Consider the following 23406-nt stretch of genomic DNA (forward strand, 5'->3'; position numbering starts at 1 on the left):
CTTGTCAGGGCGAGTTTCGATGGACGCCCGGCAAACCGAGTAGCACAGGATACAAGCGGAAGCTGGGGTGCACTTTCTTTTGGTTACTTTTCTTTGTGCAAACAAAGAAAAGTAACTCGCCGAGAGGGCGAAACAAAACTTCCCAATCACCACTCCCCAGACAAAGAATCACTTTTTTAATCAATCCGCATAATCCACCGTCAATGGTGCATGATCACTAAACCGTTCCGCCTTATATACACTGGCCGCAATCACCTTTGCGCCCAATGCCGGGGTTGCCAGTTGATAATCAATACGCCAACCGACGTTTTTGGCATACGCCTGCCCGCGATTACTCCACCAGGTATAGCATTCATCCGTGGTATCAGGATATAGACCGCGATAGGTATCCACCCAGCCCACACGCCCCAGCACATCGGTCATCCAGGCACGTTCTTCTGGCAAAAAGCCGGAATTTTTGCGGTTGCCTTTAAAGTTTTTGAGGTCTATCTCCTGATGCGCAATATTCCAGTCACCGCAAATCACCACGTCACGACCAGAAGCGACCAACTGCTCAAGATGCGGCAAAAATAAATCCATGACCTGGAACTTGAATTGCTGGCGCTCTTCGCCACTGGAGCCACTGGGCAGGTATAAAGACACCACACTCAGATTGCCATACTGGCATTCCAGGTAACGACCTTCAGCGTCAATGTGCGCATGACCCAAACCAATGATGACTTTATCAGCAGGCTGTTTACTGTAGATGCCCACACCGCTATAGCCTTTTTTCTCGGCATAGTGGAAATAGCCGTGATAACCGGGCGGCTGCAACATCTCGGGTTGCATGTCGCCAGCTTGCGCTTTGAGCTCCTGCAAACAGACGATATCGCCGCCACTATTCGCCAGCCACGGCAAAAAGCCTTTGTTACAGGCCGACCGTATGCCATTGAGGTTCAAGGTTATAATACGCATTGTCTAAATACTTTCTGCTTTTAAAAATGACTACAAACACATTAAGTGCCGATTTTATTGCTTTTTCCATCCACAAGCAGGTGCTGCGCTTTGGCGAATTTAAAACCAAAGCGGGGCGCTTAAGCCCCTATTTTTTTAACGCTGGCCTGTTTGATGATGGCGAAAGCATGCTCAAACTGGGCGAATTCTACGCCAACAGCATTCTACAGTCTGGCCTACAATTCGACATGCTGTTTGGACCCGCTTATAAAGGTATTCCGCTGGTCACGGCCATCAGCATTGCGTTTGCGCGCATGGGTAAAAACTACCCTTATGCCTACAACCGCAAAGAGGCCAAAGACCACGGCGAAGGCGGCACATTGGTCGGCGCCGCGCTCAAAGGCCGTGTGCTGATTATTGATGATGTGATTTCTGCAGGCACGTCTATCCGTGAATCCGTAGAGCTGATCCGCCACGCGGGTGCCACGCCTTGTGCAGTAAGCATTGCTTTGGATCGCCAGGAAAAAGGCTTGGGCGAATTGTCCGCGGTGCAAGAAGTGGAGCAAACCAACCAGATGCCAGTCGTCAGTATCGCCAAACTGGCCGATTTGTTCACGTATCTGCAAGGAAATGATCAATTGGCGCAATACTTCCCGGCGATTGAAGCGTATCGTGCACAATATTGCGTACGATAGACAGTGAGCCAAACAATAAAGCGAGCAAAGGCTCGCTTTATTTATTTAAGCATACCCATTAAACGCGACATAATCAGCGCTGGGTTATTCTCCACCGCACCATTCGGCGTCAATTGATTCACGACATCCGGCAAATGTTCGGCAATTTTGCCAGTCAGTTCGTCAGTGCTCATGTTCAGCTTACCAGCAAGCCCTGCCAACACAGAGCTGCCTAATGCAGCACCAATTTGTTGTGCGTTTACGCTCTGGTTAGCGCCTGTACCCACCCAGGAATCCACCTGTTCAGTCAAACCACCATTTTTCAGGGCTTGCAAAATCCCAGGCAAACCACCGTACTGCTGAAACAACTCCATGGCCAGTTTTGCCAATGGGCCTTTATCACCCATGACTTTGTTCATCATGGCGCCAGCGACGCTATCGAATAATCCCATTATGGTTACTCCTAATATAGTTAATTGTTTTAAACTTTTCTTTCGCCTCTCGGCGAGTCACTTTCTGATGCTTGCCCCTCAGAAAGTAACCAAAGAGGAGGGCACCCAGCCATCACGGCCTGACGGCTGCCTTGCGTTGCTCAACAAAATAAGCGGTCACGAAACTCGCCCTAGCAGCTTGCACACTACGCAAGCTGCCGCGGTGCTCAAACAGTCGCTCCCTCTACTCTTATTTTGTCTCCGCTACTCAGCGTGATGGGATGGGATTTATCTCGCCAAACTCACGTCACATAAATGCGGGCGGTCTAAAAACCAGATTCTTTTTCTTCAATTCGCGAATGGTTGCTGTCGTATGGTGTTCGGGGTCCCCATCTGCCGCGCCGAGCAACGCAGGGTTGACGGGAGTCTTCGGCCATCGGCTGTTTGAGCTCCGCAACAAGCCACGTTTTGTGTGGCTTGTCAGGGCGAGTTTCGATGGACGCCCGGCAAGCCGAGTAGCACAGGAATCAAGCGGAAGCTGGGGTGCACTTTCTTTTGGTTACTTATTCTTTGGGCAAGCAAAGAAAAGTAACTCGCCGAAAAGGCGAAAAGCAACCGCCCCACCAAAGAACAACCTTCCTAAGCTACCCCTAAAACCCCATCAAAACCGCTCGTGTGCACCTAAATACCGCCATTGCCCCGGCGGTAATTTACCCAAATTGATACTACCAATCCGAATCCGCTTCAATCCAACCACATGCAAGCCAACCAATTCGCACATGCGACGAATCTGCCGTTTGCGGCCTTCACGCAACACAAATCGCAATTGGTCTTCATTCTGCCAAGAGACTTTAGCGGGCCTTAGCTGAACGCCATCCAAACTAAGGCCGTGGTTTAATAACGCCAGGCCATTATTGCTCAGCTGGCCTTCTACCCGCACCAGATATTCTTTTTCTACATTGGAGTCATCACCAATCAGTTTACGCGCCACACGACCATCCTGTGTGAGCACCAGCAAACCGGTGGAGTCGATATCCAATCTGCCAGCCGGGGCCAGACCACGCAAATGCCCGCGCTTGAAGTCGATGCCACTGCTATCTTCTGACCATTGATTGTCGGGATTAAACAACACGACCGCTGGTTCATAACCATCTTCGGCTTGCCCGCTGACGTAACCAACAGGTTTGTGCAGCAAAATGGTCACCGTTTCGGCCTGGTGCTCTTTGGCATAGGTACTGATGATAATCTCGGCATCTGGATCTATACGCGTGCCTAAGGTTTCGATGATTTCGCCATTGACCTTGACCCAGCCGTTGACGATCCAGTCATCGGCTTCACGGCGTGAGCATAGGCCACGGTCTGCCATCACTTTAGATAAACGCGGTTGCAAGTCAGCGTCTGCCTCGGTTGTGGCTGGTCTGCGAACGGGTGAGCGGTCAGCTGTTTTCGCAGCATATGGGCGATCTTTATCACGCGGCTTTTCGCTACGGCCTGCGCTTGACCTGTTTACAGGTGGGCGTCCGCCAGCATGTGCTGGCTTCCCTGCCGATTTGCGCGGTTCTTTATCTTTAAATACTTTGTCTTTGCGGGGTGCCTGCTCTTTTGGGCCAGCATCTTGCTGCACCTCGGCATACACCTCTTTTTTAGCAGGTGGTTTAGTACGATCACGCAACTCAGGTGACAAGCGCCTAACGGTTTTCTGGCGCGCTTGATCAGTGGTGGCGGGGGATTTATTGAGTTTGAGCGTAGACAAAACAGTCGTCTCACTAATGAAAGATGAATAAGGTGCTATTGTAATTTATTTGGCTGCTGACGCACGAAAATTCAGGCTACCAGGTTGCTTGCGTGCACTCTCTGGCATATAGCGCAAAATGCTTTCGGCACGCGCCAACGCTGGTTTTTTGGCCATAAACTGCTGTTTCCAGGCACGGTGCGGATTTTTGATGATGCCAGCCAGCCAGGCGGCCTGGATCGGATTCATCTGCGCAGGGGAGAGCCCAAAGTAATAATTTGCAGCCGCATGTGCGCCACACAAACTCGGGCCCCAGTCGACCGTATTTAAGTACAGGTTGAGAATTTGTGTTTTATCCAGCGTATTTTCCAGCTGTACGGCATACAGCAACTCTTCTATTTTACGCTTCCAGGTACGCTCACCGTTGGTGAACATATACTTCACCACTTGCTGGGTAATGGTGCTGCCCCCCACGGCCTTGTCAGTACTTTCCTTGCCGAGTAGTTGCTGCATTTGTGTGATGGCATAACCAGGGTGGTGCCTGAACTCGGCATCTTCGGCAATGATGGTCGCCATCGGTAACCAGCGGCCCATTTTGTCATAGTTGAGCCAATGTACTTTTTCCGGATGCTTTTGCTCATCCAGCAGCGGGCAATCATATTGCACAGACGAAGCGGTGACTTTGCTTAAGTCCAGCCCACTCACGTGTAATTGCGATAACTGCGGTTGCACACTCCAGCTTTGACGGGGCCAGCGCAAGATTCCTGTGGCTGAAAGCGCACCTGAGACAGTGGCTTGAGAGATGGCACTAGAATGCGCACGCAAAGGACTCAGCAAACTGGCCAGAGGCGTGGCTGGCAGGGTCCAGTTCAGCTTTAATGAGCGCATGGTAGCCTTGCCTTCAAAATCAATTTTGAATGGCTGATTGGCCGCATCCACTAATAAATAACCGTTTAATTGCTGCCCATCGAGCTTTAACCACAACGCCACAGAGTCCAGCATCAATGGTTTATCACTGACGGATTTGGCTTCCAGCCAACAGTGCTGGCAATGCACACGCAAACCATCAGCATCATAAAGCCGGACATCGCCATGATGCAGGCTGAAGCCTTTTTTATCCAACAACCAGCGCCCCGCTGGAGAAGTCGCCAGCATCAGCATGGGCAGTACGCGCACTTGTATGCCACTGCCTACTGGCAACTTTACCCGCCAGGCAGTTTTGTCATAAGGTTGCCAAACCCAGGCCGCCACGCCGAGGATGGCCAGCAAAGAGGCAATCAACAGGCTAATAATGAGGCGTAAGCACCATTTTTTCAGCATTGTGGCGTCACCTTAAACCAGCAAACGCTCCACCACCTTGCCTTGTTGCAGATGGTTTTCAATGATGTCATCAATGTCGCTTTCATCGACAAAGGTGTACCACACCGCGTCCGGGTAAATCACCATCACCGGCCCTTCGGCACAACGGTCCAGGCAACCGGCACGATTGATGCGGACTTTGCCTGCGCCCGCCAGACCTTGTTGTTTGACTTGTTTTTTCATATAGTCAAACGCGGCCTCGGCGCCTCTGTTCATGCAGCAGTCTTCGCCATTTTCGCGCTGGTTAAGACAGAAAAATACGTGGTATTGAAAGTGACTTGTGGTCATAACGATTGCCTTGTAAAACCTCGCACCGGATGCAACGCTTATTCGGTGGAGAGTTGGTCATCTCTGGTAAAGGTCCAGGTACGCGTAATGCTCAGTACATCGGTATCCTGGCGGATATCTTCCGGAAAGACCGGAAAGGGGGCAGCCAGCTGGACAATGCGGCGTGCAGATTCATCCAATAGCCTGTGCCCGGAGCTCTGGTGGATACGAATACTTTCTATACTACCATCGGCTTTCACTGAAACGGTCATTTGCAGCCTGCCATAAAGCTTTTGTGTCATCGCCGCTTGCGGATAATTCAGGTTACCGACACGTTCAATTCTTTGCCGCCATTGCTCAACATAATTGGCAAAACGATATGCACGCGTGCGCGCACCAACAAACTGGCGCTTGGGCCGCATTTCGTATTCTTCCTGCTGCTTGGCAATCAGCGCCTCTAGCTTAGCCATCTCTTGCATGGCTGCCGTTTGCGGCTGCGCTTGCACCGGCACATGTTGCGAAGGTGGCTGCTGCCTGGCCGCCGCATGTGGCTGCGACAACGGCGGTGTTTGCAGGCTGGTCACGGCCTGACTGGCTTTTAACTGTGTGAGCAGCGCTTGTGCTTCTTGTTCCAATTGCGCCACACGCTGTTTTTCACGCACCAGCTCGGCCTCGTGCGGACTGCTCGCAGTCGTGACTGATGGTAGCGTCGCCTGTGCGGCATGCGGCATGGACGCCTGCATTTGCTGCACACTGGGTAGCGGGCTCTTCATCTGCCGTTTTTCATCGGTATTGCCGCCGCGGTCCAGATTGGCTTGCGCCAGTGCATCGGCTTTTTCAGGCGCACTTTGCGTTTTGCTGTTCACCAGCATCACTTCTAATGAAGGAATCTGGTCTTTAAAGGCTTTAAGTTCCGGTTGAAAATGTAGCGTGAGCACGACCGCATGTGCCAGTAGCGAAAACCACAACGCCCACACCAGTGGTGAGCGTTTGCGGAAACTCTCCGGTAACCCCATGCGGCGCTTGTCCAACTATCCCTGCAAGGCCTGCAACAATTTTTGGTGTACGCCACCAAAGCCGCCATTACTCATCACCAGCACATGATCGCCTGGTTGCGCCATAGCGGTGACCGCAGCCACCAACTGACCCAGCTCATCATAGGTTTGCGCTTTTTGCTGGATGGGGGCTAAGGCAGCGGTGGCATCCCATCCTAAATTATTGGCATAGCAAAACACAGCATCCGCATCACGCAGGCTGTCGGGCAAGGCATCTTTCATCACGCCCAGCTTCATGGTGTTAGAGCGCGGCTCCAGCACGGCCAGAATGCGGGCGGCGCCCACTTTGGCACGTAACCCGGCCACCGTGGTGGCAATCGCCGTCGGGTGATGCGCAAAGTCATCATAGACGGTGACGTCATTAGCCACGCCTTTTATTTCCATACGGCGCTTCACATTTTTAAACTCACCAAGGGCTTCAATCGCGATACAGGGTGCGACGCCGACATGACGTGCGGCGGCAATGACCGCTAATGCGTTGCTGCGGTTATGTTCACCAAGCAAGTCCCAGCTCACATTGCCCTGGCGCTCACCGTTTAAATACACATCGAAACGGCCTTGTGCATCAACGTTTTGCACTTGCCAACCACTGACACTGTCTATGCGCTCCAAGGCACTCCAGCAACCGCGCGCAATCACGCGATCCAGGCTGTCCTGCTGGTTAGCCACAACCAGGCCTTGTTGCGGTACGGTGCGTACCAAGTGATGAAACTGTTTCTCGATCGCGGGTAGGTCTTCAAAAATATCGGCGTGATCGAATTCAAGGTTATTGAGCACGGCCGTGCGTGGACGGTAATGCACGAACTTGGATCGCTTGTCGAAGAAAGCGGTATCGTATTCATCGGCCTCGATGACAAAAAACGGGGAAACCGATTTCTGGTCTTGTTTAGGCGTTTGTGGCAAACGGGCAGACACGCCGAAGTTTTCTGGCACACCACCAATCAGGAAACCAGGCGCCAAACCTGCATATTCGAGCACCCATGCCAGCATGGAAGAAGTGGTCGTCTTGCCATGCGTACCCGCGACCGCCAATACCCATTTGCCTTGCAAAACATTCTCGGCCAGCCATTGCGGACCCGAGATATAAGGTAAACCCTGGTTGAGAATTTCTTCCATCAGCGGATTACCACGTGTGACCACGTTACCAATCACATAGATATCTGGATTCAGGCTGGTTTGGGCAGGGTCGAAGCCCTCAATCAATTCGATGCCTTGCGCTTCGAGCTGTGTACTCATGGGGGGGTAAACATTGGCATCACACCCGGTGACACGATGACCGGCCGCTTTGGCCAGCACGGCGATGCCGCCCATAAAAGTGCCACAAATACCAAGGATGTGAATGTGCATAAATTTTACCAGAACAATGAATGCATGCATTTTACCAAACAACGTCTGGTAAAGCGGTAGCGATTAGCGCTCAATTTTTGGCAAATAATGGCTGGTACTGGCGGCAGCGGGCAACAATATCCGCAGACTGGAAAATATCGGTAATTACCGCCAGTGCATCGGCACCTGCCTCCACCAAGTGGCGGGCGTTATCCAGCGTAATGCCGCCAATGCCGACGACGGGCACGGACAATGACTGTTTGGCTTGGGTAAATAATGCAGCGGCGGCGCTAGGCGCATTGGGCTTGGTAGAAGAAGGGTAACACGCGCCAAAAGCCACATAACTCGCGCCTGCGGCCTGCGCCTGCTCGGCCAATTCAAAGCGGTTATAGCAAGAAGCGCCGATGATTTTCTGTGGGCCCAGCATCTCACGTGCAGCAGCGATTTCACTATCATGCTGGCCGACATGTACGCCATCCGCATCCAAGGCCGCAGCCAGCGCCACATGGTCATTAATCAACAATGGAACATTGAATTGGCGGCACAGAGCGAGTAGAGCTGTCGCCTGCTCTAAACGCAAAGTGTCACTGGCCGTTTTATGCCGGTATTGCACCAGCGATATGCCACCTTGTAACGCCTCTGACACTTGCGCGCAAAGCAGCGCTGTGTCATCGCAATCTGGCGTCACCAGATATAAACCGCTAATGCTGAAGTTCACTCGCTTTTTCCTGCACGTCTGACTCGCGCGCCCAGAAGAACCGGTCAGGAATAAATTGCCCCATGCCAGGGCGGAACGCATGACGTAGGGTCTGCCAGGTAAACTCCTGCGCTTCATGCACGGCCTCTTCCATGGTCAAGCCGTGTGCTAGGCAAGCGGTAATCGCACTGGTCAAGGTGCAGCCGGAGCCATGATAACTGCCCGGCAAGCGCTCCCAGTGGTAATCTTTAATCAGCCCCGGGATCTCGTTTTGCACACCGTACAAGCTATTAACGACATCCAGCGAGCGCTCGTGCGTACCGGTAATCATCACATACTCGGTGCCCATGCCCAGCAGGCGCAACGCACACTCCTCGAGCGAACTGTGTTTGACTTCATCACTCTCATCGTAATAAGCCAAGCGGCGTGCTTCCAGGCTGTTGGGCGTAATCAGCGTCGCTTGCGGAAATAACAGTTCGCACATGGCGGCCTGCATTTCTTCATTAGACAGTTCATCGCCGCGGCCAGAAGCCAGGATAGGGTCAATGATTAACGGCACATCCGGGTAATCGGCAACGATTTCTGCAATCACCGCCACGTTTTCCACGCTGCCCAACAGGCCCAATTTAAAGGCGCTGACAGACACGTCTTCCAAGATCGCACGTGCCTGGTCATTAATCCAGTCTGCATCCAGTGGCATCACACTTTCCACGCCTACGGTATCTTGCACCGTAATGCCAGTAATCACAGACAGCGGGTAACAACCAATACTGGCGAGCGCCATGATATCTGCCTGCACACCGGCACCACTGCTCGGGTCTGTCGCGGCAAATGTTAAAACGGTGGGAGGAGTATTGGCCATGAAAATTCCTTTGGAGCGGCTGACGGGAATCGAACCCGCGTATCAAGCTTGGGAAGCTGGCGTTCTACCATTGAACTACAGCCGCGAACGAATGACCGCTATTTTACTTGCTGTCTGGTCGAATACAAAACATTATTCAGCACAAAAACAAAAGCCGGACAATTGTCCGGCTTCTGCTTGGCTGATTAAATTAAATACAATTCGAGTTCACGCCGTCTGGCAACTTCACGCCAGAACTCAGGATAGGCGTACTACCCAAATGATCTTCGTTAGTAGGACAAGCCACCGCATCCAGGTCTTCCTCGTCACCAGCAGCAGGGTTCAGAGAAACGATAAACATCGTATTCAATACCGGGTTGTTTGGAATCAAACCGCCCAGGCCCGCATTGTCACGTGGTGAAATATTCTGCACAGTTGTTGGGGGCGTCACAGGCAGCGCCAAAATACTGGCTGTCGTTTCACCGGTATTACTTAGCAACTCATAATTGCCTGCATCAGTGCCACCTAAGGTGATACCAGAAACAAAGACTTGCTTGCCATTACCAACCGCACTATCTATGAACTGGCCATTCGCTGCCACAACCGTCAGTTGGTCACCTGTAATCATACCATTAATGGTTGCCGGCCCAGTATTCACAGTTGCCGCAGTCGTGGTATCAAAAAACTTATCGTTCGCAGTGATCCCGCTAACCGTCACTGGCGCCCGGGTAATGGTACCCACATTACCGGAAGCCTGATTGATTGGTAGCCCGGTGCTTTGGTTTGTCTCAAAACTATAGCCATATACAGCCCGATCAATTTGAGCGCCATTTCTGGTGACAGTATTTTTCACGTTCTCAATTGACAGCGGGTTCGTTGTCACGAGCTTATCAACGCCGACATTTTTATTGTCATAATTCGCGCTGACAATATCACTGAACTTAATCACGTCGCCATCTCGGCCTTCTGTGACAACCTGCAATCCAGAAATATCTGCCGTCGTTGTCGCGTCATATACCTTGGTCACTGAACCCTCTAACGTTGGCGTAATCGCGACTTTTTCTGAATAAATCAAACCGTTACCAGTCGCTGCAGCATTGATTTGTTCAGTGCCATTTTTCACACCGTCATAAGTAGTGCCATATTGTTTAAAGTCGTAATTGGTATAAATCTGAGTACCACGTTGACCAACATCCGGCGATGCAGAGTAGATTAACCAGCGCCCGCTAGCACCCGTTGTGATGCCAAAATTACCGGTGTTTTTGTAACCCCGCCCAGCAACCAATGTCACTGCATCTTGTGAGTTGCTGGTAGTGACAATATTACCCTTTTGAATCACATCCCTGCCAGCACGCACGAAGATTGTTTTAGAGTTGCCCTGAATGCCAGTGCCTGTTTTTGCACCACCATTAGCGGTCACTGTCTCGACTGTGACATCCCCATTGCTGCTTTGCAATTTCACTTCAGCCGCTGAACCGCCAGACTTATTCGTCCCATTTCCATCTGCGCCTGAAGCAGTGATGTTCTTGGTAGTAATTCCGGTGCCCGCAGCAATATCAACCGCACCAGCACTCTTACCATCCGTGTTATTACGGCCTTCACCACCACTGGTATTGATATTGCCAGTCGTCACTGCACCATTTGCTGCAGACAGTGTGACTTTATTACCAATGGCGTTAAAACCACCTTTAGTCGTCACATCACCAACCTCAATATTGCCATAGGTACTTGTAACTGAAACTTCACCGGATGTTCTGGCAACCGCAGAAGCACTGCCGGCGTTACCGGCACCGGTGCTAATTCCACCAAGTATTGTTGCGTTACCTGCTGTAGTGACGCTCACATTACCACCTTGGCCACCATACTGCTCCGAATTACCCGCTGCACTGCCAGAGGTATCGATCTTGCCAGACATATCCAAGCTGCCCGCTGTGATATTCACACTACCGCCATTAAAACCGCGTGTTGAACTGGATGCTGAGCGCCCATTCGCTGTAATATTAGCCGTGCCCAACGCAGCCAAGCCATCGACGGTAATCGCCACACTCCCTGCGTGCCCACTGCCCTGGATATTACCGTTAGTACTGATATTACCTGCCGTATGCGTCAATGTTGCCGCCTTCAAAATCATGGCACCACCCGCTGCTGTAATATCTGCCCCAATGGCTAAATTACCCGTCTTATCACCATCTGCATCAGCAATTAAAGTGATGCTGCCACTACCAGGCGTGGTCGTCGCCACCGTTTTAATAGCTGCATTCACATTGATATCATTATTGGCCTCAAGACGAATACTGCCACCAGTATTCATCGTCAGTGCACTGTTTACTGTGATATTGTTGTTCGCTTGCAAGAACAACTCACTGAAACCCACCACATCAGAAATTTGAATCGTCGTGGTATTGCCTGCATTATCAGCAAAGGCGACATCTGGCGTGCCATTGGCATTGTTTGTAGGCGAAGCTTGTGTGCTGGAATCCAGCACAATATTTTCAGGGTCTAACAATACCGTACCGCCGATGCCATTCAGAGACGCGACATTGACCTTACCGATAAAGGCCAAGTTTTGCTTGCCTGACACCTCAACAAAACCACCATTACCACGAGTAGCACCGCCTTGTGCAGAAATGCTGCCGTAGTAACGTGTCAAATCATCGGCCCAAACAACCACTTTACCGCCATCACCTGTTTGAAGTGCATCCGCTTTGATGGTTGCGCCCTGCGCAACATAAGTGGTTCTGGAGTTGTACACAGCATCGTTTTTGCCTTGGTAATCACCACCCACCAGCACTTTACCGCCACCGGTGTCACCTGAAGCATCCAACAAAGCACCATTCATCAATGCAACTTGCTCACCAGTCACCTCAATCGTGCCGCCCGTGGTGCCTTGACCTTTGGCGATTAATTGGCCGGAAACTTCTACCTTAGCGTTATCGCCGCCTTCGAGGCGGATCATACCGTTGCGCTCAACCAGCTGGTTGGCTTCAACAATGCCGGAAATATTGATGGCTGATGAACGCGCATTGGTTGCCATTTGTACAAAGCCACCATCAGCATAAATGTTACCGCTATTCTTAATAGTGGCTTCCAGCGCATCGCCTGATAATTTGGCTTTTACCAAACCATTGCCAAAAAAGTCCAATGTTGCTGCTTGTGCAGAGCCAAGTACGACACTGCCGTTGCTAGCGACTAATGTACCGCTGTTATCAACCGTTTTGCCGAGCAAGACAATATAGCCTTCATTTTTCGCTTTAATGACACCATGGTTTTCGATATCTCCTCTGATGCTACCAACCGTGAAGTTGTAATTACCTTTCAGAAAGTCATCATTGGAAATATTCAAGGTTGAAGCCACAATATTACCGACGTTCACCTCAGCGCCTTTTCCAAACAGAATACCATTCTGGTTGATCAGGAACAGGCTACCATTGGAGTTCAACGTACCCATGATTTCAGAGCGGCTATTACCAATCACACGATACAGCGCACGGCCAGCATCCGGCATAATCACATCCAGCTGATGCCCCTTCATCACGCCAAATTTGTAGAAATCTACAATGTTGACATTCGCCGTATGGATATACTGCGTTTGAGTTGGAGTCACCTCTTTTACGGTTAAATCCCCTACAGGCACGCCAGCGATCACATTGGTATCGGCGGCATAAGAAGAGACTGGCATGACCATGGCCGCAAAAGCGCTTGCAACCAGATAACGCCATTTGCCAGACTGGGTGAATAAAACATTTAGTGCCGCATTTGCCGCAGGCGCTGCTCCTGTTTGGCCGCTCACGCTGGATTTACCATGTGCTCGCGCTGTTTCGGCAACGGCGACCCAAGCTTGCTGGAGTTTGCTCCAGACCAGACGATAGACATGGTTTAAGGATGCTGCTTTCATGACACTTCTCCTTTAGTAAGAAACGCCACTGATCCTAATTAAGGGCCAGTGGGTTACCATCACTTCTCTCAATTCCTGAATATGTGTGTAATTTTGTTTCAGGAAGTTATTTTTGTATGTAGCCCACTATGACTAATCGACGCGATGATTAATCCAACTCCAATTGGATTAATCGATACTCATGTGGGCTACTTTTATATGTCCAGGCTTTTGCCTGGATCATTGCTTACTACAGATTTAAAACTAGAAATTTTTTCTTACTTGCGCCCAGAGTTGGTACTCAGTATTACTTTCCGCGCCATCCAGGTCACGCTTTTGCTGTGAATAAGTGGTGGTCAAAACCCACTGCCCCGGGAACTGGATATCAGTACCAACACCAATATGGTTAGAGCGGACATAAACACTATTACCGATTGGATCATGATTCAGCTTGCCGCGACCAGCATCATAAAAAGCAAATGGCGTCACTGACTGAATATAAGGTGTGACATCAGCGCCCGTGGTCGCAAACGTTCTACGCACATCGGTGCCTACCATCCAGCCCTGATCTGCCTGGCTAGGAATCTCTGAGAACTGGCGCCAGCGGTTGATGGCACCAATCCCGAAACGCTCTGCAATATCCAGGTTATTACCCGCACCTTGGTAATCGGCACGCACCACCCAGTTCACACCATTCTCAAACACTTGGGTGCGGCTCGAGGTCCAGTTCCATTTCACAAAACTGCCTTGGGTATCCAGCTGATTTCTATCATTGGCCTTTGCAGCAGAGTCTTTATATGAGACGTTACCGCCAGTGACCAGGAAACTCCATTGGTAAGCTACGCTACCGATATCATTAATCCAGTCGCCTACCAAGCCTAACTCCAGGCTACTAATATCGCGGCGATTATTAATGGAAAATGCATCGACATCATCATCCAGAATCTTGTAGTTACCACCTACTTTGAACGCAACACCTTTTTTGGTTTCACGCAGTAATGGATGCTCAAGTGAGCCATAAAAATAATGCGCATCACCAGACGCATCAAATTGCTTGAAGTCACCGCCGAGCTTGTAATCTACATAGCTGTATGCCAAGTTCATGATCGTGCCAGCGCTGCCGACAGGCGTAAAGTACAAACCACTGATAGAACGCTGCCCTTCATCTCTGGAGGTTTTACCGACCACCGCCAATTGGTCACCACGGCCACGGAGGTTATTCACCGCCACACCAAAGCCTAACGTTTCACGATTTGTGTAACGGTTACCATAGTTGTTGGCACTGACAAAACCGGTGACACGAGGCGTGCGTGGTTCCACAGAAACCGCCACATCTGAACTACCGACAGCCTCACCCGGGTTCAACTGTGAAGTGACCTGTATACCAGGCAAGCCGTTCATTACCATGATGTTGCGCACCAAATTGCGCTCATTGAGCACATCGCCCTTATTCAGGCCATATTCTGACAGGGATTGAAAATATTCCTGATCCAGGCCTTGCCCGGTCTCAGCTTTCACCTCACCTAGCGTACCTTCCAGGATGGAAAGCTCGACGACGGCCTCTGCCTCTGTAGTTTTCTGTAAATCCTGAGTTGGCAAATATACTTGTGTCAGCAAGTAACCACGCTGACGATAGTAATTACGCACTGTACCGACGGCTTCGTTCAATTCACGCATGCCAATTTCATGACCGGTCAGGTGTGCAAGTTGCGCCGCCAGCACTTCATCTGAAAATTGTTTATTGCCAGAGAATTTGAATGCCTTGACAACAATCTTGAGGCTGGACTTTTTTTGTTTCTTTTCTGGCGTAGGTGTTTCTTCTGGCACCTGAATAATCGGTCTTGGTTCAGGCAAAATAGGTCTAGGCAAATTCTGCTGAATGTCTGGTATTTGAACACCACCGGCCAGCACTTGCGATGTATAGCTTAATGCCAACAGTTGCAACAAGCCTATACGCTTTAATTGTATTTTCAAGATGACTCCCCAAAGCTTTAAAATTCCATAATCTTTTTAATGGTATAACAAGGTCAAAAGTTACTTTAAAAAACCACCAAACGCTAACTTTTTTTTACAACAAATCGACCAATTAGTAGCATATTTGTAACTTTCACTAATATTCCAGCGCATCCACATCCAGCACCCAGCGGATTTTTGCTTGCAGCGGATGTGTCCTGACCCACTCGACCGCCACCTGCAATAGCTGCTGCAAGGCGCCGCGATGTGCAGACTGCAGCATCACATACCCGCGCTCCATACGATTTAGCCTGGCAATGCCTGGACGCACCGGGTCATAGACCAAAGGCTGCTCGGACAAGGCTGCCACTTGTGCAGCGACATAATCCCTGGCCGCTTGACTAAAGTCAGTCAAAAACTGGTTCACCAGCGTGTAGTCGGTCGCCTCAGCCTTCATCACAGCGATATAGGTTGCTGGCGGGAATTGCATCACCATGCGCTCCTGCAACAAGTCATCGGCAAACGCCGCATAGTTTTGCTCGCGCAGTGCAGCAAACAAGGCATGCTGCGGAAAGGCGGTTTGTATCAGCACCTCGCCCGGCTTATCCCCACGACCGGCGCGACCTGCCACCTGCATCAACTGTGCAAACAGGCGTTCACTGGCCCGATAATCAGGGCTGTATAGTGCGCCATCGATGTCCAACACCCCTACCAGCGTCAAATTGGCAAAATCATGGCCTTTGGCCAACATTTGCGTGCCAATCAGAATATCAACTTGGCCAGCATGTACCGCGGACAACAGCTCGGTTAAAGCATCCTTAGCCTGAATGGTGTCGCGGTCCACGCGGGCGACACGCGCCTGCGGAAAAAGCTGCTGCAAGCTTTCCTCAACCCGCTGGGTGGCCTGACCAACCGGGCGCAAATCGGGATTACCGCAGCTCGGACATTGCACAGGAATCGGTTGCTCATCGCCACAATGGTGGCAACGTAATACGCGCTGGCGCAAATGCAATACCGCTTTGGCAGAGCAGCGGCGGCAATCCGCCAGCCACTGGCAAGCGGAACAATGCAGCACGGGCGCATAACCGCGTCGATTAATAAACAGCAAGCTTTGCTCACCGCGCTGCAAACGTAGCTCAATGGCCTGTTTTAGTTGCGGCGTCAGTCCGGCTTCCGGCGGGCTGTGCGTAGTATCAATACAAAAAATACGGGGCAATTTGGCCTGGGCTGCCGCCCGTTTGGTCAGCGTCAGCAATCGGTAACTGGCTTTTTTTGCATTCGATGCAGCTTGTGCCTGATCTCCCATAGCGTTGTACCAGCTTTCCAGCGAAGGCGTTGCGCTACCTAATACCACCGGGATCCGGCATTGTTTGGCGCGCACCAGTGCGACATCTCGCGCATGGTAGCGCATGCCATCCTGCTGCTTGTACGAAGTGTCATGCTCTTCATCCAGAATCATCAATTTCAGATGCGGCATGGGCGTAAACACACTTAAACGCGTGCCGATGATAATACGCGCAACACCGGATTGTGCCGCCTGCCAGTTTTGCAAGCGCTCACTCTCGCTCAAATGGCTATGCAAGGTCACCAGTGGAAACTGGCTCAAGCGACTACGGAAGCGACTTTCTAATTGCGGTGTGAGATTGATTTCGGGCACCATGATCAACGCCTGTGCTTGCGGCTCCGCGAGCACGGTTTGCAGCAAGCGGATATACACCTCGGTTTTACCAGAGCCGGTGACACCGAATAACAACCAGGGTTGGAAACGATCTAAATCGCCCAAAATCGCCTGGACCGCCTGTGCCTGCTCATCATTCAGTGTCGGCTCCAGATCCGATGCGGGCAGGGAAGGGCGCGTCGCAATCACTTCGCGCCTGGACACGTAGCCAGCATCCAGCAGTGGCTGTATGGCTTTGCGCCAGGCACCGGACACTTCGCCCAACATCGCCTCACTGCATTCACCCTGCTGCTGCAGGGACGCAACCAGCCTGGTCAGCACTTGTTGCCGCTTACCAATAAAGTCTTCCGGAATGGTATTCGCCAACTGATACAGCCACATTTTTCGCGTCACCGCCGGTTTAATCTGGCGCAAACGCAGTGGCAAGCTGGCCAGCACGGTCTGGCCAAAAGGGTAGTGATAATAGTCGGCGCAAAACCGCAGCAACTTCAAGGTCGCGGCATCAAACGGCACATCGTCAAACACCTGCAGCACGGCTTTAAGCTTGTGTTGTGCAATATCAGTCTCTGTCAATAACGCCATGACGATGCCCACCAATTGCCGCCCGGCGAAGGGCACCACGACGCGATTGCCTTCGCGAATCAACAGGCCAGGATTTAAATAATCAAACTGACGATCCAGTGGCACGTCCAGCACCACACGCACAATACTGGCGGGGGTTGCGGCCTGAAGGTCGGTGACAGTTGAACACATGGGTGAAAATGCTTAATTAGGTTAAAATGGCGGTTTGACTATTCAGCACCATTTTAACCTTGAAACAAACGATCACAGCACTCATTCTGCAAGCGGTGAAACCGCTGGTAGAAGATACCTCCAGCCTCAATATCATTCTTGAGCGGCCAAAGTCTGCCGACCACGGCGATTTTGCGACCAATATCGCCATGCAACTGGCCAAGCCTTTAAAGCAAAACCCACGTGCGATTGCGCAGCAGATTATTGATGGCTTGCCCGCCAACAATGTCATTAGCAAAGTCGATATAGCGGGTGCAGGCTTTATTAACTTCTTTGTCTCGGCTGACAGCAAACAGGCAATTGTGCACGAGGTGCTGCAAGCAGGGGCTGGGTTTGGCCGCAACCAGGCTGGCCAGGCTGAAAAAGTGCAGGTGGAGTTTGTCTCGGCCAACCCGACCGGACCGTTGCACGTCGGTCATGGCCGTGGCGCCGCAGTGGGTGACTGCTTGTGCCGCCTGCTGGATGCCAATGGCTGGGACGTGACGCGTGAGTTTTATTACAACGATGCTGGTGCCCAGATCGACAATCTGACCAAGTCAGTCTTGGCACGTGTGCAAGGCATCAACCCTGATGATGCAGGCTTCCCGGAAGACGGCTACCGCGGCGACTATATTGTCGATATTGCGCAAGCCTACCTGGCCAAAGCCACTATTATTGCTGACGACATGCAAGTGACCGCCAGCGGCGATGTGAATGATACCGAGTCCATCCGCAAATTTGCCGTGGCTTATTTGCGTCACGAGCAAGATCTGGACTTGCAAGCTTTCCAGATCAAGTTTGATGTGTTTTCACTCGAAAGTGCCTTATATAGCGAAGGCAAAGTAGAAAACACCGTGCAATCCCTGATCGCCAGCGGCCACACCTACGAGCTGGATGACGCCTTGTGGCTGCGCACCACCGAATTTGGCGATGATAAAGACCGCGTCATGCGCAAAAAAGAAGGTGGTTTCACCTATTTTGTGCCGGATGTCGCTTATCACCGCGAAAAATGGAACCGTGGTTTTAAACGCGTGATCAACGAGCAGGGCGCAGACCATCACAGCACGATTACCCGTGTGCGTGCAGGCTTGCAGGCGCTGGACGTCGGCATCCCGCAAGGCTGGCCGGAATACGTACTACACCAGATGGTGACCGTGATGCGCGGTGGCGAAGAGGTCAAATTGTCCAAACGCGCCGGTAGCTACGTCACTTTGCGTGACCTGATTGAAGAGGTCGGCTGCGACGCCACGCGTTATTTCCTGGCTGCCCGCAGCCCGGATTCGCAACTGGTGTTTGATATCGACCTGGCACGCGCGCAAACCAACGACAACCCGGTCTATTACATTCAGTATGCACATGCCCGCATCTGCAGCGTGCTCAACCAGTGGAACGGCGATGCAGCCAATTTAACGGCGGCTGAACTGTCGCCACTGCAAAGCGCCACAGAAACAGCGCTAATGCAAGCGCTGGGCCAATACCCTGAAGTGGTGAGCAGTGCCTGCCAGGCATTGGCACCACATATGGTGGCCAACTACCTCAAGGAGCTAGCCAGTGCCTTGCATAGTTATTACAATGACACCAAATTTTTGGTGGATGACGAACAAGTCAAACTGGCACGTTTGGCGCTGATCACCGCCACCCGCACGGTGTTGCGTAATGGCTTGGCGTTATTGGGCGTTGGCGCGCCGGAAAAAATGTAAGCATCCCTTTAATGACTGCTGAATTGATTGGTTAACCTCACAATGAGTCGCGACTACAAACCCTCACAAGCCAAAGCAAAAAGCAAAAGCAGCGGCAGCACTTTCTTTAACGGCCTGCTGGTCGGCCTGTTTTTGGGTGTCGCGTTAACCGTGGCCCTGATTATCTACATCAAAGGTGATCACAGCCCATTCTCCAGCGCATTCAAAAAAGACGAGGGCCAGCAAGAAATCCCGATCAAGAACACCGTCACCGAAGAAGAAGTCAAACCTGGTAGCGCCTCTATTGAGGACCCGAACAAGTTTGATTTCTATACCATTTTGCCCGACACCGAGAGCAAAATCAGTGAACAGCAAGTGAAAAAAAACCCGACCATCAAGCAAGAAAGCTATTTTGTGCAAGTCGGCGCCTTTGCCAAAGAAGATGATGCCAACAATCTCAAAACCCGCTTGGCCCTGGTTGGTTTTGAAGCGTTTGTACAAACCGCAGAAATCCCCAACAAAGGCACCATGCACCGGGTGCGTATTGGCCCGCTCAATGACTTGGCCAAAATCAACAAAATTAGCCACGATCTGGAAACCAATGGCTTCCAGGCCAATCTGATCAAGGTCAATATCGAATCTTCCACCCATTAATGCGGTTGTCATCGTATGCACAGCTGCCACGTTAATGCATGATGTTCCACAAAACTTTAGGAAACTGACTTTATGAAAAATATGTTGTTGAGTTTGATGCTTTGGGCTGGCTTTACGGCGACCTCAGCACTGGCAGACCCGCAAATGGGTGAACAGTTTGATCAGGTTGCGCAGCAAATCACGACCGACCAACCGGCCAAAATTGAAGTCATGGAATTGTTCTGGTACGGCTGCCCGCACTGTTACCACATGGAGCAGCCTTTACAAGCCTGGGTGAAAAAACTGCCCGCAGATGTATACTTCAAACGCATCCCAGCCTTGCCAAACGCAGGCTGGGCTCCGTTAGCTAAAACCTATTTTGCCATGCAAGAACTCGGCGTGCTGGAAAAACTGCATAGCCAGTTATTTGACGCCATCCACAAAAGCAAAACCCTGAGCCAACAGGCTGACGAAGCGTCTTTGATCGATTGGGTGACCAAGCAAGGTGGTCTCGATAAAATCAAAGTTGAAAAAGCATTCAAGTCATTCGCGATTAACATGCAAATGAATAAAGCCATGCAAACTTTCCGCGCTTCAGGCGCGACTGGCGTTCCTGCCCTGATTATCGACGGTAAATTCATCACCGGTAGCTCCATGGCCGGTGGCAATGAAGCAGCCCTGCAAACCGCTGACTTTATTATTCAGAATGTGCGCAAAGACAGAGCAGCTGGTAAAAAGTAAATCTCCGCTTGAATTAAAAAACGCCCGATGCCCCACATCAGGCGTTTTTTATTGAGTACTAGCTTTTTCTTTCGCCTCTCGGCGAGTCACTTTCTGGTGCTTGTCCCCCAGAAAGTAACCAAAGAGGACGACACCCAGCCATCACGGCCTTCGGCTCCCTTGCGTTGCTCGTCAAAATAAGCGGTCACGAAACTCAACCTGGCAGCTCACACAAAACGTGAGCTGCTGCGGGATTCGGACAGTCGCTCCCTCTACTCTTATTTTGTCTCCGCTACTCAGCGTGATGGAATGGGATTATTCTCGCCAAACTCACATAGTAGAAGTTCGGATGGTTCAAAAACCAGATTCTTTTTCTTCAATTCGCGAATGGTTGCAGTCGTATGGTGTTCGGGGTCCCAATCTGCCGCGCCGAGCAACGCAGGGTTGGCGGGAGTTCTCGGCCATCGGCTGTCTGAGCTCCGCAACAAGCCACGTTCTATGTGGCTTGTCAGGGCGAGTTTCGATGGACGCCCGGCAATTCGAGTAGCACAGGATACAAGCGGAAGTTGGGGTGCACTTTCTTTTGGTTACTTGTTCTTTGTGCAAGCAAAGAAAAGTAACTCGCCAAAAAGGCGAAAAGCAACGCCCCAATCACCTTACACAATCATTCAAACTAAAACACTCTAGCGCCCACCAGCCTTAAGCCAACGCCCAATCCAGGTTTCCGGCATCTCCGTCCCCGTCACCAGGTAATGCAAGGTTTTAATATCATGCATCACAAAACGCTGTATCGATTTCGCCTGGTCCAGACCACAACACAAAATCGTGTCGCCAATTTGCAAGGGCGTAGATAACTCCGGCAATAACATCTTTTGCTCACCGCGCACCAGCATCAGCGGTACCACCGGCATTTCATGTCGCTGCTGCCCGGCCGGACGCATCATCAAATGTTTAAGTGCAGGCAGTATGCCTTGCTCCATCAGCGCGCACACGGCCACCGCCATGTCGTCCGCAATGGTGATATCCCAGGTATCAGGCACTTGCTCGCCTAATTTTGAAACCAGTTGCGCAATGACAGCATTGGCCCAGGCGTTGCCCTGATGCCGCGCAGTCACTAGAAACTCCGCCAGCATGGGCGACACCATATAAGACAAGCAGGTATGCGCAATCACATCGCTAGGTTGCATCGTGATATCAGCATTAAAGTGCTGAAACAGGGGATCGTTATGCCGTTTGTTTTTGCGGATGATGACGAACAGCTTGGGATTCAGTTCGAGCGCCGTCATCACGATCGACAAGTTGTTAATATCATTGTCGGTGCCGGCAACGATACCCACCGCATTTTCTACCCCGGCCTGCTGCAAAATATGCGATTCCACACCACTGCCGATAATACAGTCCTCACATTGCGTGCCTTGCGGGTCGGCTTCAATAATGGTGACATGCATCTCGCCATTTTGCAGGCTGCTCACAACTGACTTGCCAAAACGACCGAAACCACAGGCAATCCAATGCCCTTGCGGCACCGGCGCTGGCGTGGCAATCGCATCTCCCGGCGCCCTGGTCAGCCATTCGTGCAACAAATAAGTACCCAGCGCGTTCAGGCGCATGGCCAGATGTTCGCCAAAAATATTGTAAGGGTTAATAATGCGGTCAGTGCCAAACGAGGCCATATTGGCGGCAATCACATCATTCTGCACGCGTGCCAGCACCGGCAAATCGGGCTTGATCAGCTTCACAGCCACCGAAATCGCCAGGTTGGCATGGTCATCATCGGTCAGCGCGGCCACCCCACGGCACATCGGGTTTTTAATGCCTGCATAAAGCAACACTTCTGACAATTTGGCGTCTGCACACAAATGCGGAATATAGAACTGGTAATCGGTCATTTCCAGTTCATTGATACGCTCCGGCGAAATTTCCAGCACCACGACACGTAACTCATTTTTATCCAGCGCCCGCACCAGTTCGCCACCCGTCTCACCATAGCCACAAATCAGGTAAAACGGCTCCATCAGGTTGCGCACATCGCGCTGAAACATGGCATTTTTAAAGGCCAGTTTTAAGGCGGACTCCTGAAACAGGGCAATAATCGCGCCGATGGCATAAAACCAGGAAATGACCGTCAGGTAAATCGAAAAAGTCATCCACAAGCGCTGATGCGTGGTGAACGGGTAGGGGATTTCACCAAAACCAATGGTGGTGGCGGTGTAGCTCAGGATATAAAACGCATCAAAAAAACCGTAGCGATAAGGCTGACCATGATCATCCACACCTGGGATGAGTACAAAACCAATCAGCGCGATCGCATAGCTAATAATGACCATGAGCAGCGGCGCACGCATACGCCGCAAGATCAGGAAGATGATTTGATTGAGACTCACGACTGTCCCCGTTGCTGCACCTTAGCGGCGCAAGGTCACGGTTTCGTAAATCAGCAAAATCACTGAGGTGATATTAGCCAGGAAAGCACCGCCAGACAAAGAAACAATGCCCACAATCACCTCGGGCTCGGCGCCTTTGCTCCCTGCCACCACCCAGATAATCGCGGCGGCAATCAGTTGTATGTCAGCCACCAGGCTGGTCGCCAGGTGAATCGCGCCAATCTGGGTACGGTCGCCAAACTTGAGCACGGTGGCAATCAGGTTCACCACAATCGCCACATATAACTCGTAATGCAAGTGATGTTGCGGATTATCAATCTCGCCTACAAAAAAACCAAAATTGAGTGTCATGGCCAGAATAATAAAAAAGCCAAAAATCACTTTTTCCAAATTCATTTA

18 protein-coding genes and 1 tRNA gene are annotated in these 23406 nt (G+C 51.2%); 4 read left to right on the top strand and 15 right to left on the bottom strand.

Annotation, left to right across the window (positions count from 1 at the left end):
• Window positions 1–180 precede the first annotated feature (180 nt).
• Entirely contained in the window at window positions 181–954 is a 774-nt protein-coding gene (locus INP79_RS00380; protein WP_194752494.1) for an exodeoxyribonuclease III, read from the bottom strand.
• A gap of 26 nt (window positions 955–980) precedes the next feature.
• Between INP79_RS00380 and pyrE the strand changes: the two genes are divergently transcribed.
• Window positions 981–1628, top strand: a complete 648-nt coding sequence (gene pyrE, locus INP79_RS00385) for an orotate phosphoribosyltransferase (RefSeq protein ID WP_194752495.1) — start codon at window positions 981–983, stop codon at window positions 1626–1628.
• 41 nt (window positions 1629–1669) lie between these two features.
• On the opposite strand, the gene INP79_RS00390 is transcribed toward pyrE, so the two are convergent.
• From INP79_RS00390 to INP79_RS00445, 12 genes are all read right to left on the bottom strand, one after another.
• Complete coding sequence (locus INP79_RS00390) at window positions 1670–2059, bottom strand: YidB family protein (RefSeq protein ID WP_194752496.1); 390 nt, start codon at window positions 2057–2059, stop codon at window positions 1670–1672.
• Between the two features lie 640 nt (window positions 2060–2699).
• The gene (locus tag INP79_RS00395) at window positions 2700–3791 is read right to left on the bottom strand and encodes a pseudouridine synthase (protein WP_194752497.1); all 1092 of its coding nucleotides are present in this window, start codon (window positions 3789–3791) and stop codon (window positions 2700–2702) included.
• A 45-nt stretch (window positions 3792–3836) separates the two neighbouring features.
• A complete protein-coding gene (locus tag INP79_RS00400) occupies window positions 3837–5090 on the bottom strand; it encodes a biosynthetic peptidoglycan transglycosylase (RefSeq protein ID WP_194752498.1) in 1254 nt (417 codons plus the stop codon).
• A 12-nt stretch (window positions 5091–5102) separates the two neighbouring features.
• Window positions 5103–5417 carry a ferredoxin gene (locus tag INP79_RS00405; RefSeq protein ID WP_228519650.1) on the bottom strand — a complete coding sequence of 105 codons (315 nt, stop codon included), beginning with the start codon at window positions 5415–5417 and terminating at the stop codon, window positions 5103–5105.
• Window positions 5418–5455: 38 nt separating this feature from the next.
• A complete protein-coding gene (locus tag INP79_RS00410; protein WP_194753781.1) occupies window positions 5456–6412 on the bottom strand; it encodes an energy transducer TonB in 957 nt (318 codons plus the stop codon).
• A 15-nt stretch (window positions 6413–6427) separates the two neighbouring features.
• Window positions 6428–7798, bottom strand: coding sequence for a UDP-N-acetylmuramate:L-alanyl-gamma-D-glutamyl-meso-diaminopimelate ligase (gene mpl, locus INP79_RS00415; RefSeq protein WP_194752499.1), 1371 nt, complete (start codon window positions 7796–7798; stop codon window positions 6428–6430).
• A 70-nt stretch (window positions 7799–7868) separates the two neighbouring features.
• A complete protein-coding gene (gene thiE, locus INP79_RS00420) occupies window positions 7869–8495 on the bottom strand; it encodes a thiamine phosphate synthase (protein ID WP_194752500.1) in 627 nt (208 codons plus the stop codon).
• The gene (locus INP79_RS00425; RefSeq protein ID WP_194742298.1) at window positions 8479–9336 is read right to left on the bottom strand and encodes a hydroxymethylpyrimidine/phosphomethylpyrimidine kinase; all 858 of its coding nucleotides are present in this window, start codon (window positions 9334–9336) and stop codon (window positions 8479–8481) included. Before INP79_RS00425 ends, thiE begins: the two co-directional genes overlap by 17 nt.
• A gap of 11 nt (window positions 9337–9347) precedes the next feature.
• Window positions 9348–9421, bottom strand: a tRNA-Gly gene (locus INP79_RS00430).
• Window positions 9422–9526: 105 nt separating this feature from the next.
• Complete coding sequence (locus INP79_RS00435; RefSeq protein ID WP_194752501.1) at window positions 9527–13210, bottom strand: YDG domain-containing protein; 3684 nt, start codon at window positions 13208–13210, stop codon at window positions 9527–9529.
• A gap of 243 nt (window positions 13211–13453) precedes the next feature.
• Entirely contained in the window at window positions 13454–15163 is a 1710-nt protein-coding gene (locus tag INP79_RS00440; RefSeq protein ID WP_194752502.1) for a ShlB/FhaC/HecB family hemolysin secretion/activation protein, read from the bottom strand.
• Between the two features lie 136 nt (window positions 15164–15299).
• Window positions 15300–17573, bottom strand: a complete 2274-nt coding sequence (locus tag INP79_RS00445) for a primosomal protein N' (RefSeq protein WP_194752503.1) — start codon at window positions 17571–17573, stop codon at window positions 15300–15302.
• Window positions 17574–17632: 59 nt separating this feature from the next.
• Here INP79_RS00445 and argS point away from each other — a divergent pair, with 59 nt between their 5' ends.
• The 3 genes from argS (at window position 17633) to INP79_RS00460 (ending at window position 20644) form a co-directional block, all read left to right on the top strand.
• Window positions 17633–19291 carry an arginine--tRNA ligase gene (gene argS / locus INP79_RS00450; protein ID WP_194752504.1) on the top strand — a complete coding sequence of 553 codons (1659 nt, stop codon included), beginning with the start codon at window positions 17633–17635 and terminating at the stop codon, window positions 19289–19291.
• A 42-nt stretch (window positions 19292–19333) separates the two neighbouring features.
• A complete protein-coding gene (locus tag INP79_RS00455) occupies window positions 19334–19924 on the top strand; it encodes an SPOR domain-containing protein (protein WP_194752505.1) in 591 nt (196 codons plus the stop codon).
• A gap of 72 nt (window positions 19925–19996) precedes the next feature.
• Window positions 19997–20644 carry a thiol:disulfide interchange protein DsbA/DsbL gene (locus INP79_RS00460; protein ID WP_194752506.1) on the top strand — a complete coding sequence of 216 codons (648 nt, stop codon included), beginning with the start codon at window positions 19997–19999 and terminating at the stop codon, window positions 20642–20644.
• A gap of 662 nt (window positions 20645–21306) precedes the next feature.
• Here INP79_RS00460 and INP79_RS00465 read toward each other — a convergent pair.
• A complete protein-coding gene (locus INP79_RS00465; RefSeq protein WP_194753783.1) occupies window positions 21307–22968 on the bottom strand; it encodes a TrkA family potassium uptake protein in 1662 nt (553 codons plus the stop codon).
• 60 nt (window positions 22969–23028) lie between these two features.
• Complete coding sequence (locus INP79_RS00470; RefSeq protein WP_019880750.1) at window positions 23029–23403, bottom strand: DUF6394 family protein; 375 nt, start codon at window positions 23401–23403, stop codon at window positions 23029–23031.
• Between the last annotated feature and the right edge of the window lie 3 nt (window positions 23404–23406).

The organism is Methylophilus sp. QUAN, assembly GCF_015354445.1.
Lineage (GTDB): Bacteria > Pseudomonadota > Gammaproteobacteria > Burkholderiales > Methylophilaceae > Methylophilus.